This is a genomic window from Pseudomonas sp. BNK-7, from assembly GCF_048072025.1.
In the GTDB taxonomy this organism is placed as follows: Bacteria; Pseudomonadota; Gammaproteobacteria; order Pseudomonadales; family Pseudomonadaceae; genus Aquipseudomonas; species Aquipseudomonas danubii.
The window spans coordinates 4,240,535-4,259,832 of the sequence record NZ_CP182252.1 but is presented as its reverse complement, the minus strand read 5'-3'; the positions used below and the strand labels follow the sequence as shown (position 1 = coordinate 4,259,832).

General features: G+C 60.6%; 15 protein-coding genes. 6 read left to right on the top strand and 9 right to left on the bottom strand.

Annotated elements, in window-relative coordinates:
• Positions 1–36: 36 nt before the first annotated feature.
• Genes ACMGF8_RS19785 through ACMGF8_RS19770 form a run of 4 tightly spaced genes read right to left on the bottom strand, consistent with a single transcriptional unit; the run spans position 37 to position 3,851 of the window.
• Positions 37–1,131 carry a polyamine ABC transporter substrate-binding protein gene (locus ACMGF8_RS19785; protein ID WP_416756996.1) on the bottom strand — a complete coding sequence of 365 codons (1,095 nt, stop codon included), beginning with the start codon at positions 1,129–1,131 and terminating at the stop codon, positions 37–39.
• Positions 1,132–1,178: 47 nt separating this feature from the next.
• Positions 1,179–1,520 (bottom strand): cupin domain-containing protein, encoded by a 342-nt coding sequence (locus tag ACMGF8_RS19780; RefSeq protein ID WP_102865158.1) that lies wholly within the window; start codon positions 1,518–1,520, stop codon positions 1,179–1,181.
• 57 nt (positions 1,521–1,577) lie between these two features.
• The gene (locus tag ACMGF8_RS19775) at positions 1,578–2,984 is read right to left on the bottom strand and encodes an NAD(P)/FAD-dependent oxidoreductase (protein ID WP_416756995.1); all 1,407 of its coding nucleotides are present in this window, start codon (positions 2,982–2,984) and stop codon (positions 1,578–1,580) included.
• 51 nt (positions 2,985–3,035) lie between these two features.
• Complete coding sequence (locus ACMGF8_RS19770; RefSeq protein WP_416756994.1) at positions 3,036–3,851, bottom strand: helix-turn-helix domain-containing protein; 816 nt, start codon at positions 3,849–3,851, stop codon at positions 3,036–3,038.
• Positions 3,852–4,129: 278 nt separating this feature from the next.
• Between ACMGF8_RS19770 and ACMGF8_RS19765 the strand changes: the two genes are divergently transcribed.
• Positions 4,130–4,399, top strand: a complete 270-nt coding sequence (locus tag ACMGF8_RS19765; RefSeq protein ID WP_102865161.1) for a DUF1652 domain-containing protein — start codon at positions 4,130–4,132, stop codon at positions 4,397–4,399.
• Positions 4,400–4,450: 51 nt separating this feature from the next.
• Here ACMGF8_RS19765 and ACMGF8_RS19760 read toward each other — a convergent pair whose 3' ends face one another.
• Positions 4,451–6,910 (bottom strand): UvrD-helicase domain-containing protein, encoded by a 2,460-nt coding sequence (locus ACMGF8_RS19760; RefSeq protein WP_416756993.1) that lies wholly within the window; start codon positions 6,908–6,910, stop codon positions 4,451–4,453.
• A 274-nt stretch (positions 6,911–7,184) separates the two neighbouring features.
• Between ACMGF8_RS19760 and ACMGF8_RS19755 the strand changes: the two genes are divergently transcribed.
• Positions 7,185–7,880 (top strand): pirin family protein, encoded by a 696-nt coding sequence (locus ACMGF8_RS19755; RefSeq protein ID WP_102865163.1) that lies wholly within the window; start codon positions 7,185–7,187, stop codon positions 7,878–7,880.
• 180 nt (positions 7,881–8,060) lie between these two features.
• On the opposite strand, the gene pgm is transcribed toward ACMGF8_RS19755, so the two are convergent.
• A complete protein-coding gene (gene pgm / locus ACMGF8_RS19750; protein WP_102879466.1) occupies positions 8,061–9,707 on the bottom strand; it encodes a phosphoglucomutase (alpha-D-glucose-1,6-bisphosphate-dependent) in 1,647 nt (548 codons plus the stop codon).
• Between the two features lie 255 nt (positions 9,708–9,962).
• Positions 9,963–10,985: a zinc-dependent alcohol dehydrogenase family protein gene (locus ACMGF8_RS19745; protein ID WP_102865165.1), complete on the bottom strand. Its 1,023-nt coding sequence runs from the start codon at positions 10,983–10,985 to the stop codon at positions 9,963–9,965.
• 269 nt (positions 10,986–11,254) lie between these two features.
• Here ACMGF8_RS19745 and ACMGF8_RS19740 point away from each other — a divergent pair, with 269 nt between their 5' ends.
• Entirely contained in the window at positions 11,255–12,169 is a 915-nt protein-coding gene (locus ACMGF8_RS19740; protein WP_102865166.1) for a LysR family transcriptional regulator, read from the top strand.
• A gap of 413 nt (positions 12,170–12,582) precedes the next feature.
• Here ACMGF8_RS19740 and ACMGF8_RS19735 read toward each other — a convergent pair whose 3' ends face one another.
• Positions 12,583–12,795 (bottom strand): hypothetical protein, encoded by a 213-nt coding sequence (locus ACMGF8_RS19735; protein ID WP_416756992.1) that lies wholly within the window; start codon positions 12,793–12,795, stop codon positions 12,583–12,585.
• Positions 12,796–12,916: 121 nt separating this feature from the next.
• Positions 12,917–15,043 (bottom strand): TonB-dependent siderophore receptor, encoded by a 2,127-nt coding sequence (locus tag ACMGF8_RS19730; protein WP_416756991.1) that lies wholly within the window; start codon positions 15,041–15,043, stop codon positions 12,917–12,919.
• A gap of 301 nt (positions 15,044–15,344) precedes the next feature.
• On the opposite strand from ACMGF8_RS19730, the gene ACMGF8_RS19725 reads away from it, so the two are divergent.
• The 3 genes from ACMGF8_RS19725 to ACMGF8_RS19715 all read left to right on the top strand — a co-directional run bounded on the left by ACMGF8_RS19725 (position 15,345) and on the right by ACMGF8_RS19715 (position 19,221).
• Complete coding sequence (locus ACMGF8_RS19725) at positions 15,345–16,235, top strand: amidohydrolase family protein (RefSeq protein ID WP_207815099.1); 891 nt, start codon at positions 15,345–15,347, stop codon at positions 16,233–16,235.
• Positions 16,236–16,282: 47 nt separating this feature from the next.
• A complete protein-coding gene (locus ACMGF8_RS19720) occupies positions 16,283–17,512 on the top strand; it encodes an MFS transporter (protein WP_047304692.1) in 1,230 nt (409 codons plus the stop codon).
• Positions 17,513–17,610: 98 nt separating this feature from the next.
• Entirely contained in the window at positions 17,611–19,221 is a 1,611-nt protein-coding gene (locus ACMGF8_RS19715; RefSeq protein WP_416756990.1) for an amidohydrolase family protein, read from the top strand.
• Positions 19,222–19,298: the final 77 nt, after the last annotated feature.

The window sequence follows — 19,298 nt, the reverse complement described above, 5'->3', positions numbered from 1 at the left end:
GCAAGTCGGCTCCTACACCGTCTGGGGTGATGGGGATCAGTTGCCGCTGCGGATCTTGTTCCACAAGCGGGTGCGGACCCGGTCGATGTCCAGCGGCATGGCTTCCAGGGCAAACAACTTGTCCATCATGGCCGGGCTCGGGTAAACCTTGGTGTCGTTCTTGATCGCTGGGTCGACCAGAGCATCGGCTTGCAGGTTGCCATTGGCGTAATGCACGTAGTTGCTGATGTTGGCCATTACGTCCGGGCGCAGCAGGTAGTTCATGAAGGCATACCCGGCCTTCTCATCCGGTGCGTCCACGGGCATGGCCACCATGTCGAACCAGATCGGCGAGCCTTCCTTGGGAATCGAATAGCCGATCTCCACCCCGTTCTTCGCTTCCCTGGCCCGGCTCTCCGCTTGCAGGATGTCCCCGGAGAACCCCACCGCTACGCAGATATTGCCGTTGGCCAGGTCGCTGGTGTACTTCGACGAATGGAAGTAGCTGACATAAGGCCGGACCTTCATCAGCAGCGCCTCGGCTTTCTTGTAGTCCGCCGGGTTCTTGCTGTGGTGTGGCAGCCCCAGGTAATTCAAGGCTGTGGGAATCAGTTCGGGGCCGTTGTCGAGAATCGCCACGCCGCACTTCTGCAGCTTCTGCATGTACTCGGGCTTGAAGATCAGGTCCCAGGAGTCCAGCGGTGCGTCATCCCCCAGCACTTCCTTGATCTTGGCCACGTTGTAGCCAATCCCGGTGCTGCCCCACAGGTACGGAAAACCGTGCTGGTTGCCCGGGTCATTGACCTCCAGCGCTTTGAGCAACGCCGGGTTGAGGTTCTTCCAGTTGGGCAACTGGCTCTTGTCGAGCTTCTTCAACGCCCCGCCCTGGATCTGCCGCGCCATGAAATGGTTGGAGGGGAACACCACGTCGTAACCGGATTTACCGGTCATCAGCTTGCCGTCCAGGGTCTCGTTGCTGTCGTAGACGTCATAGGTGAAACCTGTCCCGATTTCCTTCTGGAACTGCTTGGTGGTGTCCGGGGCAATGTAGTCCGACCAGTTGTAGATCTTGACCGTGTCGGCGGCCTGGGCCAGAGAAGCGCCCAGGAACAAGGGGCTGAGTAACAGCAAAGTGCAAGTCTTGTGGATCATGAGTCGATACCTGTGGCTGGTTTTGTTATTGGCAGGCAATCAAGGGATCAGAAAATCAAGACGTAGGTCTTGCGCACCGTTTCCTGGATATCCCAGATGCCGGTGCTGTTGGCCGGCAACATCAGTGCATCGCCGGCTTCTATGTGCAGGGGCTCGCCATGGTCGGGCGTGAAGGTGCAGCGGCCCTGGATGAAATGACAGAACTCCTGGGCGACGATCTGCCGCCGCCAGCGCCCCGGAGTACATTCCCAGATCCCGGTTTCGACCCCGTCGTTGCGTTCGACGGCAGTCACCGATGTCACGGCCACGGGCGTCCCCAGGGGCACGGCGACCGGCGCCGACTCGTCCAGGGTGACCGTGGCGGTGTGCTTGAATTGCGTGATGCTCATGGCTCTACCTTTGGTTGAAAAACCCGAACGGACATCGTTCGGTGCAAGAAACCCGACTCAGTGCATGAAACCTTCCATGAACCCGGCGACCCGGCTGGCCAGACGCCGTCGCCACGCAGGCGAAGCCGGGTTGGCCAGGGTCTGGTCTTCATGGACAAAGCTGCGAATGATCGCGTTGTAACCCAGCCAGCGGCAGGGTTCAGGCTCCCAGACCCGCAGGGCGTCGAGGCTGCTTTGCGCCAACACCCAGGGTTGGCGGACCAGCGGGCTGTCGTGCTGGAGAATCAGGTCGGCCAGGGTCCGGCCACCCAGATTGCTGGCGCCGACGCCCTCGCCGCCGTAGCCACCGGACAGGGCGATGCCCTTGCGCCGGTCACACAGCATATGCGGCATGAAGTGCCGGGACATGCCCAGGTTGCCGCCCCAGGAGTGGGTGATGCGCACATTCTTCAATTGCGGGAACAGCTCGCCGAACAGGTAGCGACGCAGCTCGACCTCGTCCCGACTCAGGTCGAAATCGTGGCGCAGCTTGCTGGCGAATTGATATCCACCCCGGGCACCAAACACCAGGCGGTTATCCATGGAGCGCTGACCGTAAGTGACCTGGCGACTGCTTTCGCTGAAGGCCTGGCCCTGGCTCAGCCCGATTTCGTCCCAGGTCGATTCCGGCAGGGGCTCGGTGGCCACCAGCAGGCTTTGCACCGGCAACTGATAACGACCCAGGGGCGGCAAGGTCACTGAGTACCCCTCCACCGCCGGCACTATCCAACGGCTGCGCACCGCGGCGTGGCGGGTCTGCAGGCTGCCGGCCTGCCAATGGGTCACCGGGCTGTTCTCGTAAATCTTTACCCCCAGGCGCTCCACCGCACGCGCCAGCCCGCGCACCAGCTTGGCCGGCTGGATGGTGGCGCAATGGGGGGCATAGATAGCGCCATAGGCGTTGGCCACCCGCAACTGCTGACCCAGTTGCTCGGGGTTCAGCCAGCGGTAATCGTCCTGGTTCAGGCCCTGGGCGTAGAGCTTGTCCAGGTACTGGCGCAGGCTGGTTTCCTGCTCGGGATAGCGGGCCGCGCAATACAGCACCCCGCCTTTGCGGTAATCGCAGTCGATGCCTTCGCGTTCGATGACGTTGGCCACTTCATCGGGAATGCCATGCAGCAGGTCGAAAGAGGCTCGACGCTGCTCCGGCGCCAGCCCTGCCAGCAGGCGGTCTTCTCCCAGCAGATTGCCCATCAGCCAGCCACCATTGCGGCCTGAGGCACCGAAACCTGCGGTCTGGGCCTCGATCACCGCCACCTTGAGCTGCGGCGCTTGGCGCTTGAGGTAATAGGCCGTCCACAGCCCGGTGTAACCGGCGCCGATGATCGCCACGTCCAGATCCAGGTCTTGCTCAAGGGACGGGCGCGGCAACAGCGGCTCGTCCAACTGGTCCATCCACAAACTGATACTGCGCCACGCTGGCATGCAAGCACTCCGCAATCCGAACTTCGAATGCGGCGATCCTAGTCCCTGTCTTCAGGGGCTGTCTTGCGCGCGTGCACGCAAAGAAATTTGCTTGGCATAAGCCTTGGGCGACTGCCCGGTGTGCTGGCGAAAACAGCTGTAGAACGCCGACAGGGAATTGAACCCGGCCGCAAAGGCCAGTTCGTCGACCCGTAGCGGCGGCGCGGCCTTGTCCAGGGCCGCCAGCACATGCTGCAGGCGCGCCTGGTTCACATAGCGGTAGAAGCTTTGGCCCAGCACCTGATTGAGCAGGTAGGAAATCTGATTGCGGCTGTAGCCGCACTCCCGGGCGACCCGCTGCAGGTCCAGTTGCGGATCGAGGTAAGGCTGCTGGCGGTGGAAGTACTGCTGCAAGTCCTCGGCCATGAAACTCAACTGGCGCGGCGACAGCCCCAGGCGGCTGACCGCCGGGCGCAGGCTGGCTGAAGAGCTGTTCGGCGCCGACTCACGCACCAGGGACGCATATTCATTGACCCGCCAGATCAGACCGTCGCGCACGGTAATCGCTTCACTGGAGCGGAACGACACCAGGCCCTGGCCACCCCGCAGGGTCACCTGATACTGGATAAAGGCCGTGTTGCCATCCAAGCGAATGCGATCACAGTGCTCCAGGGCCTCATCGGGGGCCCGGGGCATGCTCACACGCACGTATTCCCGCAGTTCGGCCAGGCCCAGGGTGCGATTCTGGAAAAAGTCGTTGTACTGGATTTGCGGATGGTAAAGCGCCATCACGCCATCAAGGTCGCGGTGCTTCCAGCACAGGTGATAACGCATCACGGTTTCACCGGTGGCCTGGGTTTGCAGAGGCCCGTCGTCAGGGGCAGTCATAAGGATCTCGAGCAGCCAAAAAACGCAGCTTGCCGAACTTCGGCAGAGGCATCAACGACCGTCCTTCAGCCAAGGACCCGGGTTCTCCAGCCCCATTTGGGCGAATACATGACATGCATCAAAAATCTGCGAGTGAACCGCCGGACGGTGGGCAAAAAAACTGCGAGCGGTCACAAGCCGGTGCTATTTTTAAACCCTTGACTGATCGGGCCATTGACGGCCCGATCGTTCCTACCGCGAGCACAAGGAAGCGCTCAATGAATCAAGGTGGGCCACCGATGAACAGAGTCTGGGCCAGTAAAGTCACCTTTCCCAACGCCTGCCAGCTGATGCGCTGGCATTTTCATCCCCTGGGCTTCGAGGCCAGCATGGATGCGCCAGGCAGCATGATCGCCCGGCTCTTCGACCGTGCCAGCGGCGAAACCATGATCGCCATCGCCGGCATTCCCTGTGCCACGGTGATGAGCGCCGCGGATGTCGAACGAATAATCGAGGCGGTGGAAGATGAACTGGAGGCCTTTGCTCCGTCCCTGACACTCAAGGCCTGACGCCAGGCCCCATCGACCGAAGCCCGCCTGACCGGCGGGCTTTTTTCGTCTTCATTGCCGCAGGTCGCGGAAATAAGGCTTGTCTCGGGGCACCCGATCCGAAGCCTTGGGCGCATTACCCGCCGCCGCCTCCTGGCGATCGACGTACCAGTAGCAGTGCTTGGCCGCCCGAGTGATCCCCACATAAGCCAGGCGCAGGATCTCGTCCTTTTGTGCGCTGTCGTAGGGTTCGGCGTCGCCATCCTTGCCCAGCCCGGCCATGCGATAGACCTGATTCTTGTAGGGCGAGCTGCTCAGGTGCTGGCAATCCCCCAGCAGGAACACCGCGTCCGCCTGCAAGCCCTTGGCACTGTGATAGGTGAGTTGCTTGAGCCGACGAGCCGCGGGCGGCAAGCTAGAATCAACATTAACTATTGGCGAAATATGCTCTTCTATCAATAACTTATCGCTAGCTTTTCGAAACAGAATCAAGATTGAATCACCCTGCCGATAGTGCTCTGCCAGGCGCTGGGCCAGGCCCTGATCGTCACGATCCAGTACCTGCACCGGCCATAGGTCCTTGGACTCGCCACTGGCCTTGGCCTTCTTCCCGGCAATCGCCGGGGCTGCGCGAACAATATGCTCCGCCGCATCGATCACATGCTGGTGACTGCGGTAGTTCTCGCTGAGCATGACTCGATTGGTGCCCGGGGACGGGAACTCCTTGTTGAACTCGATAAAGTACTTCGGCGAACTGCCGCGCCAGCCGTAGATCGATTGCCAGTCATCGCCCACGCACAGCAAGGAAGAATGCTGGGCTCCACGCCCCACGTGCAGGGCCGCGCCACGGCTGCGAATCTCCCTGAGACTGGCCTTGATCCAGGAAACGATCTGCGGCGAAACGTCTTGAAACTCGTCGATCATCAGATGCGACATCGGCCTCAGGCAACTGTCGCTGAGCAGCTTGAAGTTTTCCGGGGAGCGCTCGCTGAACAGGGCGAACATCCGGTTGTAGCTCATGATCGGCGGCGACTGATCCAGCAAGTGGTCTTCAAGGGCTCGCCAGAACAGGCTCAAGGCCTCGAAGAAGAACCGGTCCGGATCATCCTGGGCAAAGCTCATGTTGCCGACCGCATCGCCCACATCCAGTCCCAGGTTCTCGATAAAACCGGCGGCGGCAACAAAACAATCCAGCAACGGCGCCGAAGCCAGCTCGCCCTTGACCTTGTAGTCGAAGCCCGGGCCGGCACTGACCTCGGCAGAAAAGGCGCCCAAAGCTCGCTTGGATGATTCGTAACTATCCAACCAAATCAATGGCTTACGACAGAAAGCTTGAAACAGGGTGCGCTTTACCGCCCACTCCGCCCGCACCGTCAGCTTGGCTCCGGGTCGGCTGATCTGCGGGTTCTCCCGCGGGTCGAAGCCCAGTACCACCCAGGCATCCAGCTCAGCGGCATAGCCATGGCAATGGAAGGTCGAGCCGTTGATTTCAAAGCTCTGGCGCTGAGGCTCGATGCCCTTGATCGGCCAGGCCCCGGCACGAAACCACAGGTCTTCCAGCGTGTCGCAGAGCTCCTCATCACGCTTGGCTGCCAACTCGGTGACCGCCACGCGCTTCTGTACATCGGGGTGATCGCGCTCCAGCTCCTTGAGCTGCAAGGCGTGGCGCAACAAGGGCTTGAGCGCCAGGCGGAAGCGTTCGTCGCTGCGGTACAGCGCCTGGTAGCAGGCATTGAGGTGCTTGCGCTGGGCGTCGTTGATACGCAGGTCGAAGGGGTTGCTGTCCACCTCGTCTTCGGCACCCTGCACCCGCTCACTGAGGTTCTCGAAGGCCTGAAGGCGTTCGAACCCCGGCAGGCTGCGCACCATGGGCAAGATCCGCGAATGGAAGGTGCGCACCAGATCCCGGGCTTCCCGGGGGCTGAGCGCCCGGCCCCACAGGGCAAAGACCTGCACCAGCTTGTTGATGAAATCCTTGCGTGACTCCCGGGTGAAGGTCACTACGGTCATGGAGTCCAGCTCGAATCCCAGGTAGTGATTGAGCAAAAGCAGGCGCAATACCAAAGAAGTCGACTTGCCCGCCCCGGCCCCGGCAATCACTGCAGTGGCAGGCGTGTCGCTGAAAATCATCTTCCATTGGGCAGCGCTGGGCTGGGACTGCGGCGCCAGCAAACGAGCGACATCGGCCTTGAAGCGTTTTTTCAACTCGGCGCTCAGCGGCAGACGCCAGTCGTCGAACAGCCGGTCATCCACCCCTGGCGGCCGGTGCTCGGTGTTGCGACTGTCGCGAATCAGCAGCACCTGACGCCCTTCCTCCAGCCCTTCGAGCCGCCCTTCCTGGTAGCCGTATTCCACTCCTGCCGTGTGCCCGCTGCGAAAGCCGTCGGCCTGACCGTGCAGCCAGGACGCACGATGCTGAGCCCGCAGACGATTCAGGCCATGGCCGAAAAACCGCGCCGCCAAGCGCTTCAACAGGGGCATCTGAGCCAGGGGCAAAAGATCAGGTGGCAGATCGGGGCTGTGTTGCGACACGCGGACTCCAGGGGATGAGACTGAGCGGTAATGGTCGCCGGATTTTTTCACGGTATCCAGCGAATTGCTTGCGGGTCATTAACTTAAGCGATGAACCGAAGGTTTAACACCAGCTCTGCGACAAAAAAACCATCTAATTTTACGATTGGATTACGGCATTTTTTGCGCTTTTTATCGATCAATAGCTGATAGAAGATGCACGCCATCAACCAACGGTTATCGTTTTTTGGCCCGGGTCCAACGAGCCATTACGAGCCCTTTTGAGGAGACGATCATGCTTGAACTCAGACCTTTCAACTCCCTGGGTGGCGCTCACCACGGCTGGCTGGATGCCCATCACCACTTTTCCTTCGCCGAGTACCATGACCCCAAGCGCATGCACTGGGGCAACCTGCGGGTGTGGAACGATGACGTGATCGCTCCCGGCACTGGCTTCCCCCAGCATCCGCACCGGGACATGGAAATCATCACCTACGTTCGCGAAGGCGCCATCAGCCACCAGGACAACCTGGGCAACAAGGGACGCACCGAAGCCGGTGACGTGCAGGTGATGAGTGCGGGGACCGGGATCGCCCACAGCGAATACAACCTGGAAGCCACGCCGACCAAGATCTTCCAGATCTGGATCATTCCCAACCAGGCCGGCTCCGCGCCGTCTTGGGGCGCCAAGCCTTTTCCCAAGGGGTTGCGCGAAGGGTTCGTGACCCTGGCCAGCGGTAAGGAAGGCGATGAGGAAAGCTTGCGTATTCGCGCCGATGCGCGGCTGGTGGCGGCCAACCTGAAGGCTGGGGAAACCGCCGAGTATCACCTGGACGCAGGGCGTCGGGCTTATCTGGTACCAGCGACCGGGGTGATCGAGATCAACGGCTTGCGTGCCGAAGCTCGAGACGGTGTTGCAATCGAAGATGAGCGGGTGCTGCGGGTGAGCGCCGTGCAAGACAGCGAAATCGTGCTGGTAGACCTGGCTTGAAACGCAGCGGCAATTAAAAAGGGGCGACCATGCTGGTCGCCCCTTTTTTTGCCCGCTAGCCGGCTACACAGATCGTGCAATGAACAACGACCGCAGGCGCTGGCTTGCCAGCGAACGCATCCGCAAGACCTGTGTCCGTCTCAAGGACCTTTTCGCCGGAGAGCCGGCTCCTAACGTGAATCAGTTGCCGCTGATGGCGGTGTCCACCAGGGTCTGGGCTTCCTGCACCAGCTGCTTGAGGTGGTCGTCGCCGATGAAGCTTTCAGCGTAGATCTTGTAGATGTCCTCGGTGCCAGACGGGCGTGCGGCGAACCAGCCGTTCTCTGTCATGACTTTCAGGCCGCCAATGGCCTGATCGTTACCCGGGGCCTGGCTGAGGATCTGCTGGATCGGCTCGCCAGCCAACTGGGTCGAGGTCACTTGCTGCGGGGAGAGCTTGCTGAGCAAGGCTTTCTGCTGCGGATTGGCCTTGGCATCGACCCGCACCGAGAAAGGTTCGCCCAGCTCGTCGCACAGCGCGCGGTAAGCCTGGCTTGGATCACGGCCAGTGCGCGCGGTCATTTCAGCGGCCAGCAGCGACGGGATCAGGCCGTCCTTGTCGGTGCACCAGACGCCGCCGTCCTTGCGCAGGAAAGAGGCACCGGCACTTTCTTCACCACCAAAGCCCAGAGAGCCATCGAACAGGCCATCGGCAAACCACTTGAAGCCCACCGGCACTTCGTACAGGCGACGGCCCAGGCGTGCCGTCACCCGATCGATCAAGCCACTGCTGACCACGGTCTTGCCCACGGCGGCATCGGCCCGCCATTGCGGACGGTTCTGGAACAGATAGTCGATGGACACCGCCAGGTAGTTGTTGGGCGCCAGCAGGCCGCCGCTAGGGGTCACGATGCCGTGACGGTCGTGATCGGGGTCGCAGGCGAAGGCCACGTCAAAGCGCTCTTTCAGGCCGATCAGCCCTTGCATGGCGTAGCTGGAGGATGGGTCCATGCGAATCTGTCCGTCCCAGTCCACCGACATGAAACGGAAGGTGGCGTCCACCTGCTTGTTCACCACCTCCAGGTCAAGGCGGTAGTGCTCGGCGATCGCCGACCAGTAGCGCACCCCTGCTCCACCCAGCGGGTCCACGCCCAGGCGCAGCTTGGCGTTGCGGATCGCATCCAGGTCGATGACGTTGATCAGGTCGGCGACATAGGTGTTGAGGTAGTCGTGGCGATGGGTGGTGTCGGCCTTCAGCGCCTGCTCGTAGCTGATGCGCTTGACCCCGGCCAGCTTGGCCGCCAGCAGTTCGTTGGCCTTGGCTTCGATCCACTTGGTGATGTGGGTGTCGGCCGGGCCGCCATTGGTGGGGTTGTACTTGTAGCCACCGCTTTGTGGCGGGTTGTGGGAAGGCGTGATGACGATACCGTCCGCCAGGCCCGAGGTCCGGCCGCGGTTGTAGCAGAGAATGGCATGGGACACCGCCGGGGTCGGGGTGTACTCGTCACCGGCAGCGATCATCACGGTCACGCCGTTGGCCGCCAGGACTTCCAGGGCACTGGCCCCGGCCGGGGTCGACAGTGCGTGGGTATCGATGCCGACAAACAGCGGCCCGGTGATGCCCTGGGCTTCGCGGTACAGGCAGATGGCCTGGCTGATGGCCAGGACATGCCATTCATTGAAACTCAGATCGAACGAGCTGCCGCGGTGCCCGGAGGTGCCGAAAGCCACACGCTGGGTGGGCACCGATGCATCGGGCTGACCGGTGTAATACGCCGTAACCAGTCGCGGGATATCGACCAGCAACTCAACGGGTGCCGGCTTGCCCGCAAAAGGACTGAGAGTCATGCAAAACCTCTGAAAAAGGATGGTTCGGGAATGGAGCGCAGTTTACTGGCAGTTTGACCACCGCGCGACGAAATCTATCCCAGAACAACCCCGCCTTTCTCAGCTGACTGAAGCAGGCCTGGCTTACGCAGGAACTGGCTTGCCGGGGAAGACAGCCTCAAGGCTTGCACGAGGTTCAGGCCCCATTGGCCGACAAGCCGGCGCCGACAAAGATACAGATACAAAAACGCCAGGCTTGGCCTGGCGTTGGGGGAATCAGGCCGGTTCGACCTGCAGTGCGACCCGTTCGCGACATGGACATTCGTCCATGTAACGGTGCGCCTCGACAAACTCGCTGAAGGGGAAGACTCGGGTCTTCAAGGGCACCAGCACTCGATCCGCAGTCAGCTGGTTGATGTCGCGCAGCGCACGCTGCAACGCCACCTGATCCTGAATGATCCCCAGCTCCGGCTTGCCGGTGAAGTTGCCGATGCAGTGGACAAAGAACTGGATGTTCTTCTGGAACGCCGCGCAGGCCGGGAATGGAGTCTGGTTGCCGCCTTGCAGGCCGTACAACACCAGGCTGCCGCGAGGCGCCAGGACATCACCGAGCATCGACATCTGCGGGCCACCCAGACCGTCGAACACCACATCGACCCCGCGATTGTCGGTGAGCTTGTTGATCTGCATCAGCAGGTCCTGCTCTTCGGTAACAATCACCTTCTCGGCGCCGAGGGACAGCAGGTACTCACGCTCTTCAGCGGTCTTGGTAGCGGCAATCACCCGCACACCCAGGGCCTTGCCCAACTGCACAAAAGACGGGCCGGCACAGTGGCTGGCATCGGTGACCAGGGCGAACTGCCCGGGCTTGACCCGCGCAAGGTCAGCGTAGGCGAAATAGGCAATCAACAGCGGCGTGTAATGCACAGCGGCTTCGATAGGGCTAAGCACATCCGGATAACGGGTCAGGGCCGAGCGTGGCAGGACGATCTGCTCGCCATACACCGGGTAGTCATTGGGACTTTGCGCGGGAAAGCTGGCGACCTTGTCACCGACCGCAAGGTCGTCGACGCCCTCGCCTACCGCCGTGACCACACCGGCCATTTCATGCCCGAGGCCAGACGGCAGACGCGCATGGGACGACGCCAAGTTCTGCCGCCAGAGCACGTCGTACCAACTGATACCGATGGCTTCGACTCGTACCTGCACTTCGCCTGGCGCAGGCAACGAGGCCGCATGCTCTTCGCATTTGAGCACCTCGGCCGGTCCAAACTTGTGAAAACGAATCGTGCGGGACATCGCAAACCTCGTCAAATTAACCTCTAATGCCGCGAACTTTATCCGGGCTTTGAAAGCAAGACTATCAGTGCCTATTAATAGTCGACATGTCTGTCATTGATTCCGTGCCCTTGAAAATCGGGGCGGACAGCGTGCCGGGCCGCAGCCTGAGCACAAACAAACAACATTTAGCCGATGCAGAGTACCAGCCTTTACCCGTAAGATTCACGCCGGCCATTGTTCCGATATGGCCGCTCCCGTCAAGTTCGCTGACTCTGCCAGGACTCCAGATGAATCGTAATGACCTGCGTCGTGTCGACCTGAATCTATTGATTGTGTTCGAGACACTGATGCACGAACGCAGTGTGACTCGCGCCGCCGAGAAGCTGTTTCTCGGTCAGCCAGCCATCAGTGCCGCCCTGTCGCGGCTGCGCAACTTGTTCGACGACCCGCTATTTGTACGCACCGGCCGCAGCATGGAGCCGTCGGCCCGGGCCGTGGAAATCTTCGCCCTGCTCTCACCGGCCCTGGACTCGATCTCCACCGCCGTCAGCCGCGCCGCCGAGTTCGACCCGGCCACCAGCACCACAGTGTTCCGCATTGGCCTGTCCGACGACGCGGAGTTTGCCCTCCTGCCGATGCTGCTCAAGCGCCTGCGCGCCGAAGCCCCAGGCATCGTGCTGGTGGTGCGCCGGGCCAACTACCTTTTGATGCCGTCGCTGCTGGCCTCCGGTGAAATCTCCATCGGCGTCAGCTACACCGCCGACCTGCCGGCCAACGCCAAACGCAAAGTCCTGCGCCGCAGCCTGCCCAAACTGCTGCGTGCCGACACCGTTCCGGGCGCCCTCAGCCTGGACGACTTCTGCGCCCGCCCCCACGCCCTGGTGTCGTTCGCCGGGGACCTGAGCGGTTTTATCGATGAAGAACTGGAGAAGCTCGGACGCAAGCGCCATGTGGTACTCGCCGTGCCACAGTTCAACGGCCTGAGCACCCTGCTGGCCGGCACCGACATCCTCGCCACCGTTCCGGACTACACTGCCGAGGCCCTGACCGCCGCCGGCGGCGTACGCGCCGAAGACCCGCCCCTGCCGGTGCGCAGCTTCGAGCTGCACATGGCCTGGCGCGGTTCACAGGACAATGACCCGGGAGAGCGCTGGTTGCGTTCGCGGATTCAGATGTTCTTTGGCGATCCGGATAGCCTTTGAGATCGACCAGTGTCGCCTTCAACATCCACCGATTATTGGATGAGTGCTGCAATCCAAGGTCGTGGTGCCAGGGTTGTAGGCGCTGATGAAGAATTGACCCATCTGCCGAAAAATCGCTGACCCAAGCAGCCTTCAAGGCTACGGCCGTCTGTGCGCGGTATCTACCTATCCATGTTGGGGCAGTCTTGATCTCAGCAGGTGGGGCAATTCCGCATCAATGCCAACACTCGGCCCTCATGCAGAGAAGGCGGCGAGCACATCGCCTCCAGACGCCAGAACGATTCGATCAGTTGCTCGAGACTCATGACCTCGTCTGCGACGCTCAAGAGCAAGCCATTGTCGTGCAGGAAAACGGCACTGACATGACAGTTCATCGATTCGTCGCATTCATCCTTTGACCAGATTCGCTCGAATTAAAGCGTTACTCCTGCGGAATCGGGAGCCAGCAAGTTCTTTTCATGATTTTCCTCAGAGAACTTGACGACTTTCACGGCATTGTTACCGAAGCGCTCAATGGCCACTCCCAACGGCCCAAACCATTCTCTTAAAGAGACGCTGTCGGCAGGCAGTTGTGCCAAACCCTCCTTTTTCAGATGGGCGACAAGGAAATTGTACGGTCGACTCATTTCGAGGCTCTCTCGGTTTTGGCGTTGCTGTGTATCACCGGTACAAGGTCTTATTGCAAACAGGCAGGATTACCATCGTGTCAGCGGAACAAGCTCGGCCCGTACCAGCAAAACACACCCGCTACAAGGTGTAGGCAATGCCGACCTGCAGCGTTCGCGGAGCCCCCGGATAGGCGTAAACGTTGCCGAACGCGCCCTCTTCATAATCACGGTCAAACAGGTTTTTCAGGTCCAGATTCAGCCGCACCTTGTCATTGACCTTGTAGAAACCGAGCAAATCGACAACGGTGTAGCTGCCCATCGAAAACCCGGTATTGGTGGTTTGCCCGGCGCGCTCGTCGACGTACTTGAGTCCGCTCCCCAGGCCCAGGCCCTTGAGCATGCCGTCCTGGAACTCGTACATATTCAGCAGGCTGAAGCTGTTTTTCGGGATGTTCAGCAGCCGCGTGCCAGAGCGCAGCACGTTGTCCTTGGTGACTTCGGCATCGACATAGGCGTAGCCGCCGATCACGCGCCATTCGGGCGTCAGGTTGCCGGCAACGTTGACATCGAAACCACGGCTTCGCACTTCACCGGCGGCCACGCTGAAGGTCGAGTCAACAGGGTCGGTGGTCAAGACGTTGCGCTTTTCGATCTGATAGATCGCCGCGTCGACACTCAACTGCTGATCCAGTGCTTCCCACTTGAGACCCATTTCATAAGACTTGCCCTTCTCCGGCGCAAACCCGCCGCCGAGCCGGCTGGCGCCGGTGTTGGGCTTGAACGAGCGAGCGGTATCGGCGTAGAGCGCCAAGGTCTCGGTCAAGTCGTAGCTCACGCCAATGCGCGGTGTGACCGCGTTGTCACTGGCCTGCCAACTCTTGCCGCCGGGTACATAGGTTTCATAGTCATGTTCGAAGCGTTCGAAACGCGCCCCTGCCAGCACTTTCAGTTTGTCGGTCAGGGCCACTTGATCCTGCACGAACGCGGCATAAGTCTTGAGGTTTTCCTGGTCATGAGTCGGCGTGCGGGTCAGGGCCGGACGCGGCTGGCCGTACAGCGGATCGAAAAGGTCGATGGGGTACGCACCGACAGCACCACTGGAGCGTTGAATGATCGACTGATAGTCGTAGTCTTCGTACTCGATACCGGTGAGCAAAGTGTGCTGCAAACCGGCGGTATCGAAATGGCCGGTCAGGTTGAGCTGGGCATCCCGGTCGGTCCATTCCAGCTTGCGATAGTTGAAATTGCGCCCCAAGGTGCGGCCGTCAGCGGCAATACCGTTGGCCTCGACCGCGTTGCCCTTGAGCGAACCATCGAGCCACTGCACACCACCCCCCAGGGTCCAGTCGTCGTTGAGCAGGTGTTCGAAGCGCAGTTGCGCCATGTTGTTGTCGTTGTGCAGTTTGCCAACGTCTTTTTCACCGAAAAAACTGTCGCGAGAAGCGCTGCCAACCTGCTTCGCGTAACGGGTCATGCCTCGATCCAGAGGCGCGTTGTTACGCATGAAATCGCCTTCGAACATCAGCCTGGTCGCATCGCTGACCTGCCAGGTGAGCACCGGCGCAATGCCGTAGCGCTCGGTGTCGACATGATCGCGGAAGGTGTCGCCGCCCTCGCCCACCACGTTCAGTCGATAGGCCAGGCGCCCGTCTTCGTCGAGCGGCCCGGAAGCGTCCAACGTGCCGCGCCTCATGCCCTGGTCGTTCAGTTGACTGCCCAGGGTGACCGTGCGCTCGGGCAACGGCTGTTTGGAAACCACGTTGAAAGTACCGCCAGGATCACCCCGGCCATAAAGCATGGTTGCCGGGCCGCGCAGCACTTCAAGACGTTCAATGGTGTTGGCATCCGGCATGTTCGGATAGCCGCGATTGATGGGAAAACCGTTGCGGTAAAACTCGCCGGTGGTGAAGCCACGGACGGTAAACGTGGTCAGCCCCTGCCCACCAAAATTGTTCGCCCGCCCCACGCCCCCGGCGTAGTCCAGCGCGTCCTGCAAACGCGTGGCTCCAAGATCCTCCACTGCATCCTTGGCGACCACACTGATCGACTGCGGGGTTTCATGGATCGAGGTATCGGTCCGCGTGGCGCTGGCCGAGCGCGTTGCGCGATAACCCTGCACCGGACCATCTGCCCTTTCGTAAGTCGCGGTGCCGATGACATCGGCCGTGCCCAGCTCAAGGGTTGAGGGCTTTACCTGCGCTTGTTCAGCCCATGAGGTAGACGACAACGCTTGCAGCACGCAAATGGAAAGCAGGGTTCGGCGCATGGAGAGAAAAAACCTTTACGAATAGGCCAATACAAGGGGTGAAACCGCCAAAAAACTCCGGCGCATGCTATACAAAACCATTCGCAATTAATACAAATTCCCATTAGCACCCAAGGCCGCTATTCCCCCGCCGTAGCCATCACCGAAGCGCGTCGCGCGAAATCCCCACTGGCATCCATTGACAAGGCCAGGGCAAAAATTCAACATGCCAGTACTTGTTGGACAACCTACAACCAACAACCAACAAGTACAGCTCTGCAAGCGCCAAGGCGTGCGAAGAGCTGTCGAGGAGATGAAATCCATGCCTCACCCCAAATCCGCCACAGCTTGGCCGCCCTCCTGCGCCGCCCCGAGAGAAACGATCCAAGCCCCGAGCTTCGTGCTGCCGCCAGGTGCATGCGACACCCATGCGCATGTGATCTGCGCTGATTTTGAGCGCTATCCCCTGGTACCCGAGCGCAGTTACACCCCGCCTCCCGCACCTGAGGCGCTGTATCTGGACATGTTGCGGGCCACGGGGATGCAGCGCGGGGTTCTGGTGCAGCCGAGCGTCTACGGCATCGATAACCGCTACATGCTCGAGGTGTTGCAACGTCATCACGATCGACTGAGGGGCGTCGCGGTAGTCGATGAACGAATCAGCGATGACGAACTGGCGCACATGCACGCCTTGGGTGTGCGTGGAGTTCGCATCAACGTGCTGTTTCGCGGCGGCGTGAATCTGGACTTGATGGAGCGTCTTGCCAATCGAGTTGCCGACCTTGGCTGGCATCTGCAGTTTTTGATTGATGTCCGGCTGTTAAGCGAGCTGCAGGCACGGATAGCCAGGCTGCCCTGCCCCGTGGTGATCGATCACTTCGGACACTTCCCGGCCCGCCTGGGCGTCAAGGAGCCAGGGTTCGAGTTGCTGCTGAGAAACGTGGCGGAACACGGTTGGTGGGTCAAGTTGTCGGGCGCTTATCGCCTGAGTGAGCGGCATCCGGACTATGCCGATACGGATGCGTTGGCCCATGCCTTGCTGGGCGCCGCCCCCGAACGAATGGTTTGGGGCAGCGACTGGCCCCACGTAGCGCTCGAAAGCACGCCCGACACCGGTTCATTACTGGATCGCTTGTACTCATGGGCGCCCGATGAACGCCAGCGACAGAGCATCCTGGTCGATAACCCCGCCGTTCTGTACGACTTCAAATAACAAAAACAATAACCCAGCGGCACTAAGGTGCTGCACGGAGAACAATAATGAGCTGGTTTAGCGAACTTAATACCGTTGAAAAACGCACCTTCTACTCCGCATTGGGTGGCTGGGCGCTGGACGCCCTGGACTTCATGGTGTTCACCTTCGTCATCGCCTCCTTGATGACCCTCTGGCACATCGATAAGGGATCAGTAGGACTACTGAGCACCGTGACCTTGCTGTTTTCGTCCATTGGCGGATGGGGAGCGGGGATCCTGGCTGACCGCTACGGTCGGGTGCGGCTGCTGCAGATCAGCATTCTGTGGTTCTCGATCTGCACCGTACTGATCGGCTTCGCGCAAAACTTCGAACAACTGTTTGTCCTTCGTGCGCTGCAGGGCCTCGGGTTCGGCGGCGAATGGGCGGTGGGCTCGGTGCTGATCGGCGAAATGGTCCGAGCGGAACATCGCGGCAAGGCCGTGGGTATCGTGCAGAGCGGATGGGCCATTGGCTGGGGCGCGGCCGCGCTGCTCTACACAGTGGCCTTCAGCTACCTTCCCGAAGACCTTGCCTGGCGCTCGCTGTTCTGGATCGGCATCGCACCTGCACTCCTGGTGCTCTACATTCGTAAATACGTGCCAGAGCCCGAGGTGTTCCTGCAGAGCAAAAAGCACCAGAGCGAAACAGGCAACAGGGTGGCTTTCTGGCACATCTTCTCCCCCTCGCTGCTGCGTACCACCCTGTTGTCCGCGCTGCTGTGCATGGGAGTACAAGGTGGCTACTACGCGATCACCACATGGTTGCCGGCCTATCTGAAGCTGGAGAAGGGCCTGTCAGTCTTCGGCACCGGCAGCTACCTGCTGGTGGTCATCCTGGGGTCATTCTTCGGCTATGTCTGCGGTGCCTACCTGTCTGACCGGCTGGGGCGCCGCGCCAACTTCATCCTCTTCGCCGTCCTGTCGGCCATCAGCGTGATCTGCTACATGCAACTGAACCTGACCAATACCCAGATGCTGATTCTCGGTTTTCCCTTGGGATTCGCCGCATCCGGTATCTACAGCGGCATGGGGGCCTTTCTGACAGAACTTTATCCTTCGGCAGTGAGGGCCAACGGCCAGGCGTTCTCCTATAACTTCGGGCGCGCGGTGGGCGCACTGTTCCCGGGACTCGTCGGTTTCATCAGTGCCCAATACAGCCTGGGCACTGCGATTGCGATGTTCGCCGGAGGTGCCTACTGCCTGGTCCTGGTGGTGACCTGCTTCCTCCCGGAAACCAGGGGCAAGCAATTGCACTGAACCAGACATCATTTGTTAGAGTAACGCCCGCGTATCGTTCCTTACGCGGGCGTTCTATGTTTCAAGCTTTTGAAACCGACATTCGATGACTGAGAAAAATGACTATAAAAGCAATTGGCCGACGTGATCACTTCTCGGTTGAGATCTTTCGTTATCTGGAAAGTGAAATACGTGAAGGTCGACTCCGTCCCGGTGATCGCATCCCCACCGAAAGCCGCTTAGCCGAAGCCTTCGCCGTTAGCCGAAATGTCGTGCGTGAAGCCGTGGCGCGGCTCAATTCGGCTGGCCTCGTCATCAGTCGCCAAGGGCTTGGGGTGTTTGTTGCCACCGAAGCCAACCAGAGCAGCTTCCGCATCACTCAAGAGGAACTGACCGACAGCACCAAGCTGCGCCAGCTCTACGAACTGCGCCTGGACCTCGAAGTCGCCGCAGCCGCCATGGCCGCCCGACGTCGCTCACTCATTCAGTTGAACAAGATCGCGGCGGCGCTGGACACCCTGCGCGACGGCCTGCAAAACCCTCAGGACATGCTGGAGCACAGCCTGCAGTTCAAGCGGGCCATTGCCGACGCCACAGGCAATGACTACTTTCGCAACTTCATCATCTTTCTCTGCAGCCACGTCTACGAAGCGGCCTTGCTGGAGAACCGCCTGGTGCGTTCGAGCGACCTCGGCGAAACCCTGCTGGCCGAACACCAGGCGATCTTTGACGCCATCAAGCTCGGCGACCCCGACCTCGCCAGACGCGCCACCTGGCAACAGATCATCAACTCCGCCGAACGCAATGGGTTGCGGGGATTGCAAGGCTGGGAAATCACTCGCATGAGTTCGCTGGGCGAAACCTACGCCCCGCAATGCGCAGGCCCGGATCCCGAGCCGCGCAAACTGCAACGCACCTTGCCGGACGGGGCATGCGACTGCCACTTCCACGTCTTTGGTGACGAGCATGGGCAACCGTTCTCCCCTCACCGTTCCTACACGCCGCCCCCCGCTCCCCTGGAGGCCTTTGAGCACGTCCAGAAAACCCTGGGGTTGAGTCGCGCAGTCATCGTCCAACCCAGTGTCTACGGGGCGGACAACAGCACCACCCTGGCGGCGCTGAAGCAAGGGGGCAGCGCATTGCGCGGGGTTGTGGTGATCGATACCGACACCGATAGCCAAACCCTGCAGGCGATGCATCGCCTCGGGGTTCGCGGCGTGCGCGTCAACCTGATCTTTAAAAGTGGCGTCGAGGTATCGGATGTTGCGGCCCTGGCGGAAAAAGTCGCGCCCCTTGGCTGGCACCTTCAGTTGCTGATCGATATCACCGAATTCGCCGACTTGTACGAAACCGTGGCCAGCCTGCCCGTGCCAGTCGTCATCGACCACATGGGGCACATGCCCACCAGTTGCGGGCTGAACCACCCGGGATTCACCGACCTGCTGCGCCTGCTGCAAGAAGGCCGGGTGTGGGTCAAGCTTTCCGGCGCCTATCGCTTTACCGCGTCGAAGGACTTTCCTTACGACGACGTAACGCCCTACGCCCGGGCGTTGATCGAAGCCAATCCGAACCGGCTGCTGTGGGCAAGCGATTGGCCACATCCGTGCATACCGGTGCCGATGCCCAACGACGCCAGCCTGCTGGAGATGCTGTTCGACTGGGTAGAAAACGATGACGCGCTGATCAAGCAGATCCTGGTGGACAACCCGGCCCAGCTCTACGGCTTCTGAAGACGCCCAGCGAGCTGGTCGCACCAGTGCTCAACGAAAACATAAGCACCAGTCCACGCCGATACCCAGCCGCGGCG

Bases quoted from the DNA above. Each gene is read 5' to 3' on its own strand.
- ACMGF8_RS19785 (WP_416756996.1), bottom strand. From the start codon at position 1,131: ATGATCCACAAGACTTGCACTTTGCTGTTACTCAGCCCCTTGTTCCTG.
- ACMGF8_RS19780 (WP_102865158.1), bottom strand. From the start codon at position 1,520: ATGAGCATCACGCAATTCAAGCACACCGCCACGGTCACCCTGGACGAG.
- ACMGF8_RS19775 (WP_416756995.1), bottom strand. From the start codon at position 2,984: ATGCCAGCGTGGCGCAGTATCAGTTTGTGGATGGACCAGTTGGACGAG.
- ACMGF8_RS19770 (WP_416756994.1), bottom strand. From the start codon at position 3,851: ATGACTGCCCCTGACGACGGGCCTCTGCAAACCCAGGCCACCGGTGAA.
- ACMGF8_RS19765 (WP_102865161.1), top strand. From the start codon at position 4,130: ATGAACAGAGTCTGGGCCAGTAAAGTCACCTTTCCCAACGCCTGCCAG.
- ACMGF8_RS19755 (WP_102865163.1), top strand. From the start codon at position 7,185: ATGCTTGAACTCAGACCTTTCAACTCCCTGGGTGGCGCTCACCACGGC.
- pgm (WP_102879466.1), bottom strand. From the start codon at position 9,707: ATGACTCTCAGTCCTTTTGCGGGCAAGCCGGCACCCGTTGAGTTGCTG.
- ACMGF8_RS19745 (WP_102865165.1), bottom strand. From the start codon at position 10,985: ATGTCCCGCACGATTCGTTTTCACAAGTTTGGACCGGCCGAGGTGCTC.
- ACMGF8_RS19740 (WP_102865166.1), top strand. From the start codon at position 11,255: ATGAATCGTAATGACCTGCGTCGTGTCGACCTGAATCTATTGATTGTG.
- ACMGF8_RS19735 (WP_416756992.1), bottom strand. From the start codon at position 12,795: ATGAGTCGACCGTACAATTTCCTTGTCGCCCATCTGAAAAAGGAGGGT.
- ACMGF8_RS19730 (WP_416756991.1), bottom strand. From the start codon at position 15,043: ATGCGCCGAACCCTGCTTTCCATTTGCGTGCTGCAAGCGTTGTCGTCT.
- ACMGF8_RS19725 (WP_207815099.1), top strand. From the start codon at position 15,345: ATGCCTCACCCCAAATCCGCCACAGCTTGGCCGCCCTCCTGCGCCGCC.
- ACMGF8_RS19720 (WP_047304692.1), top strand. From the start codon at position 16,283: ATGAGCTGGTTTAGCGAACTTAATACCGTTGAAAAACGCACCTTCTAC.
- ACMGF8_RS19715 (WP_416756990.1), top strand. From the start codon at position 17,611: ATGACTATAAAAGCAATTGGCCGACGTGATCACTTCTCGGTTGAGATC.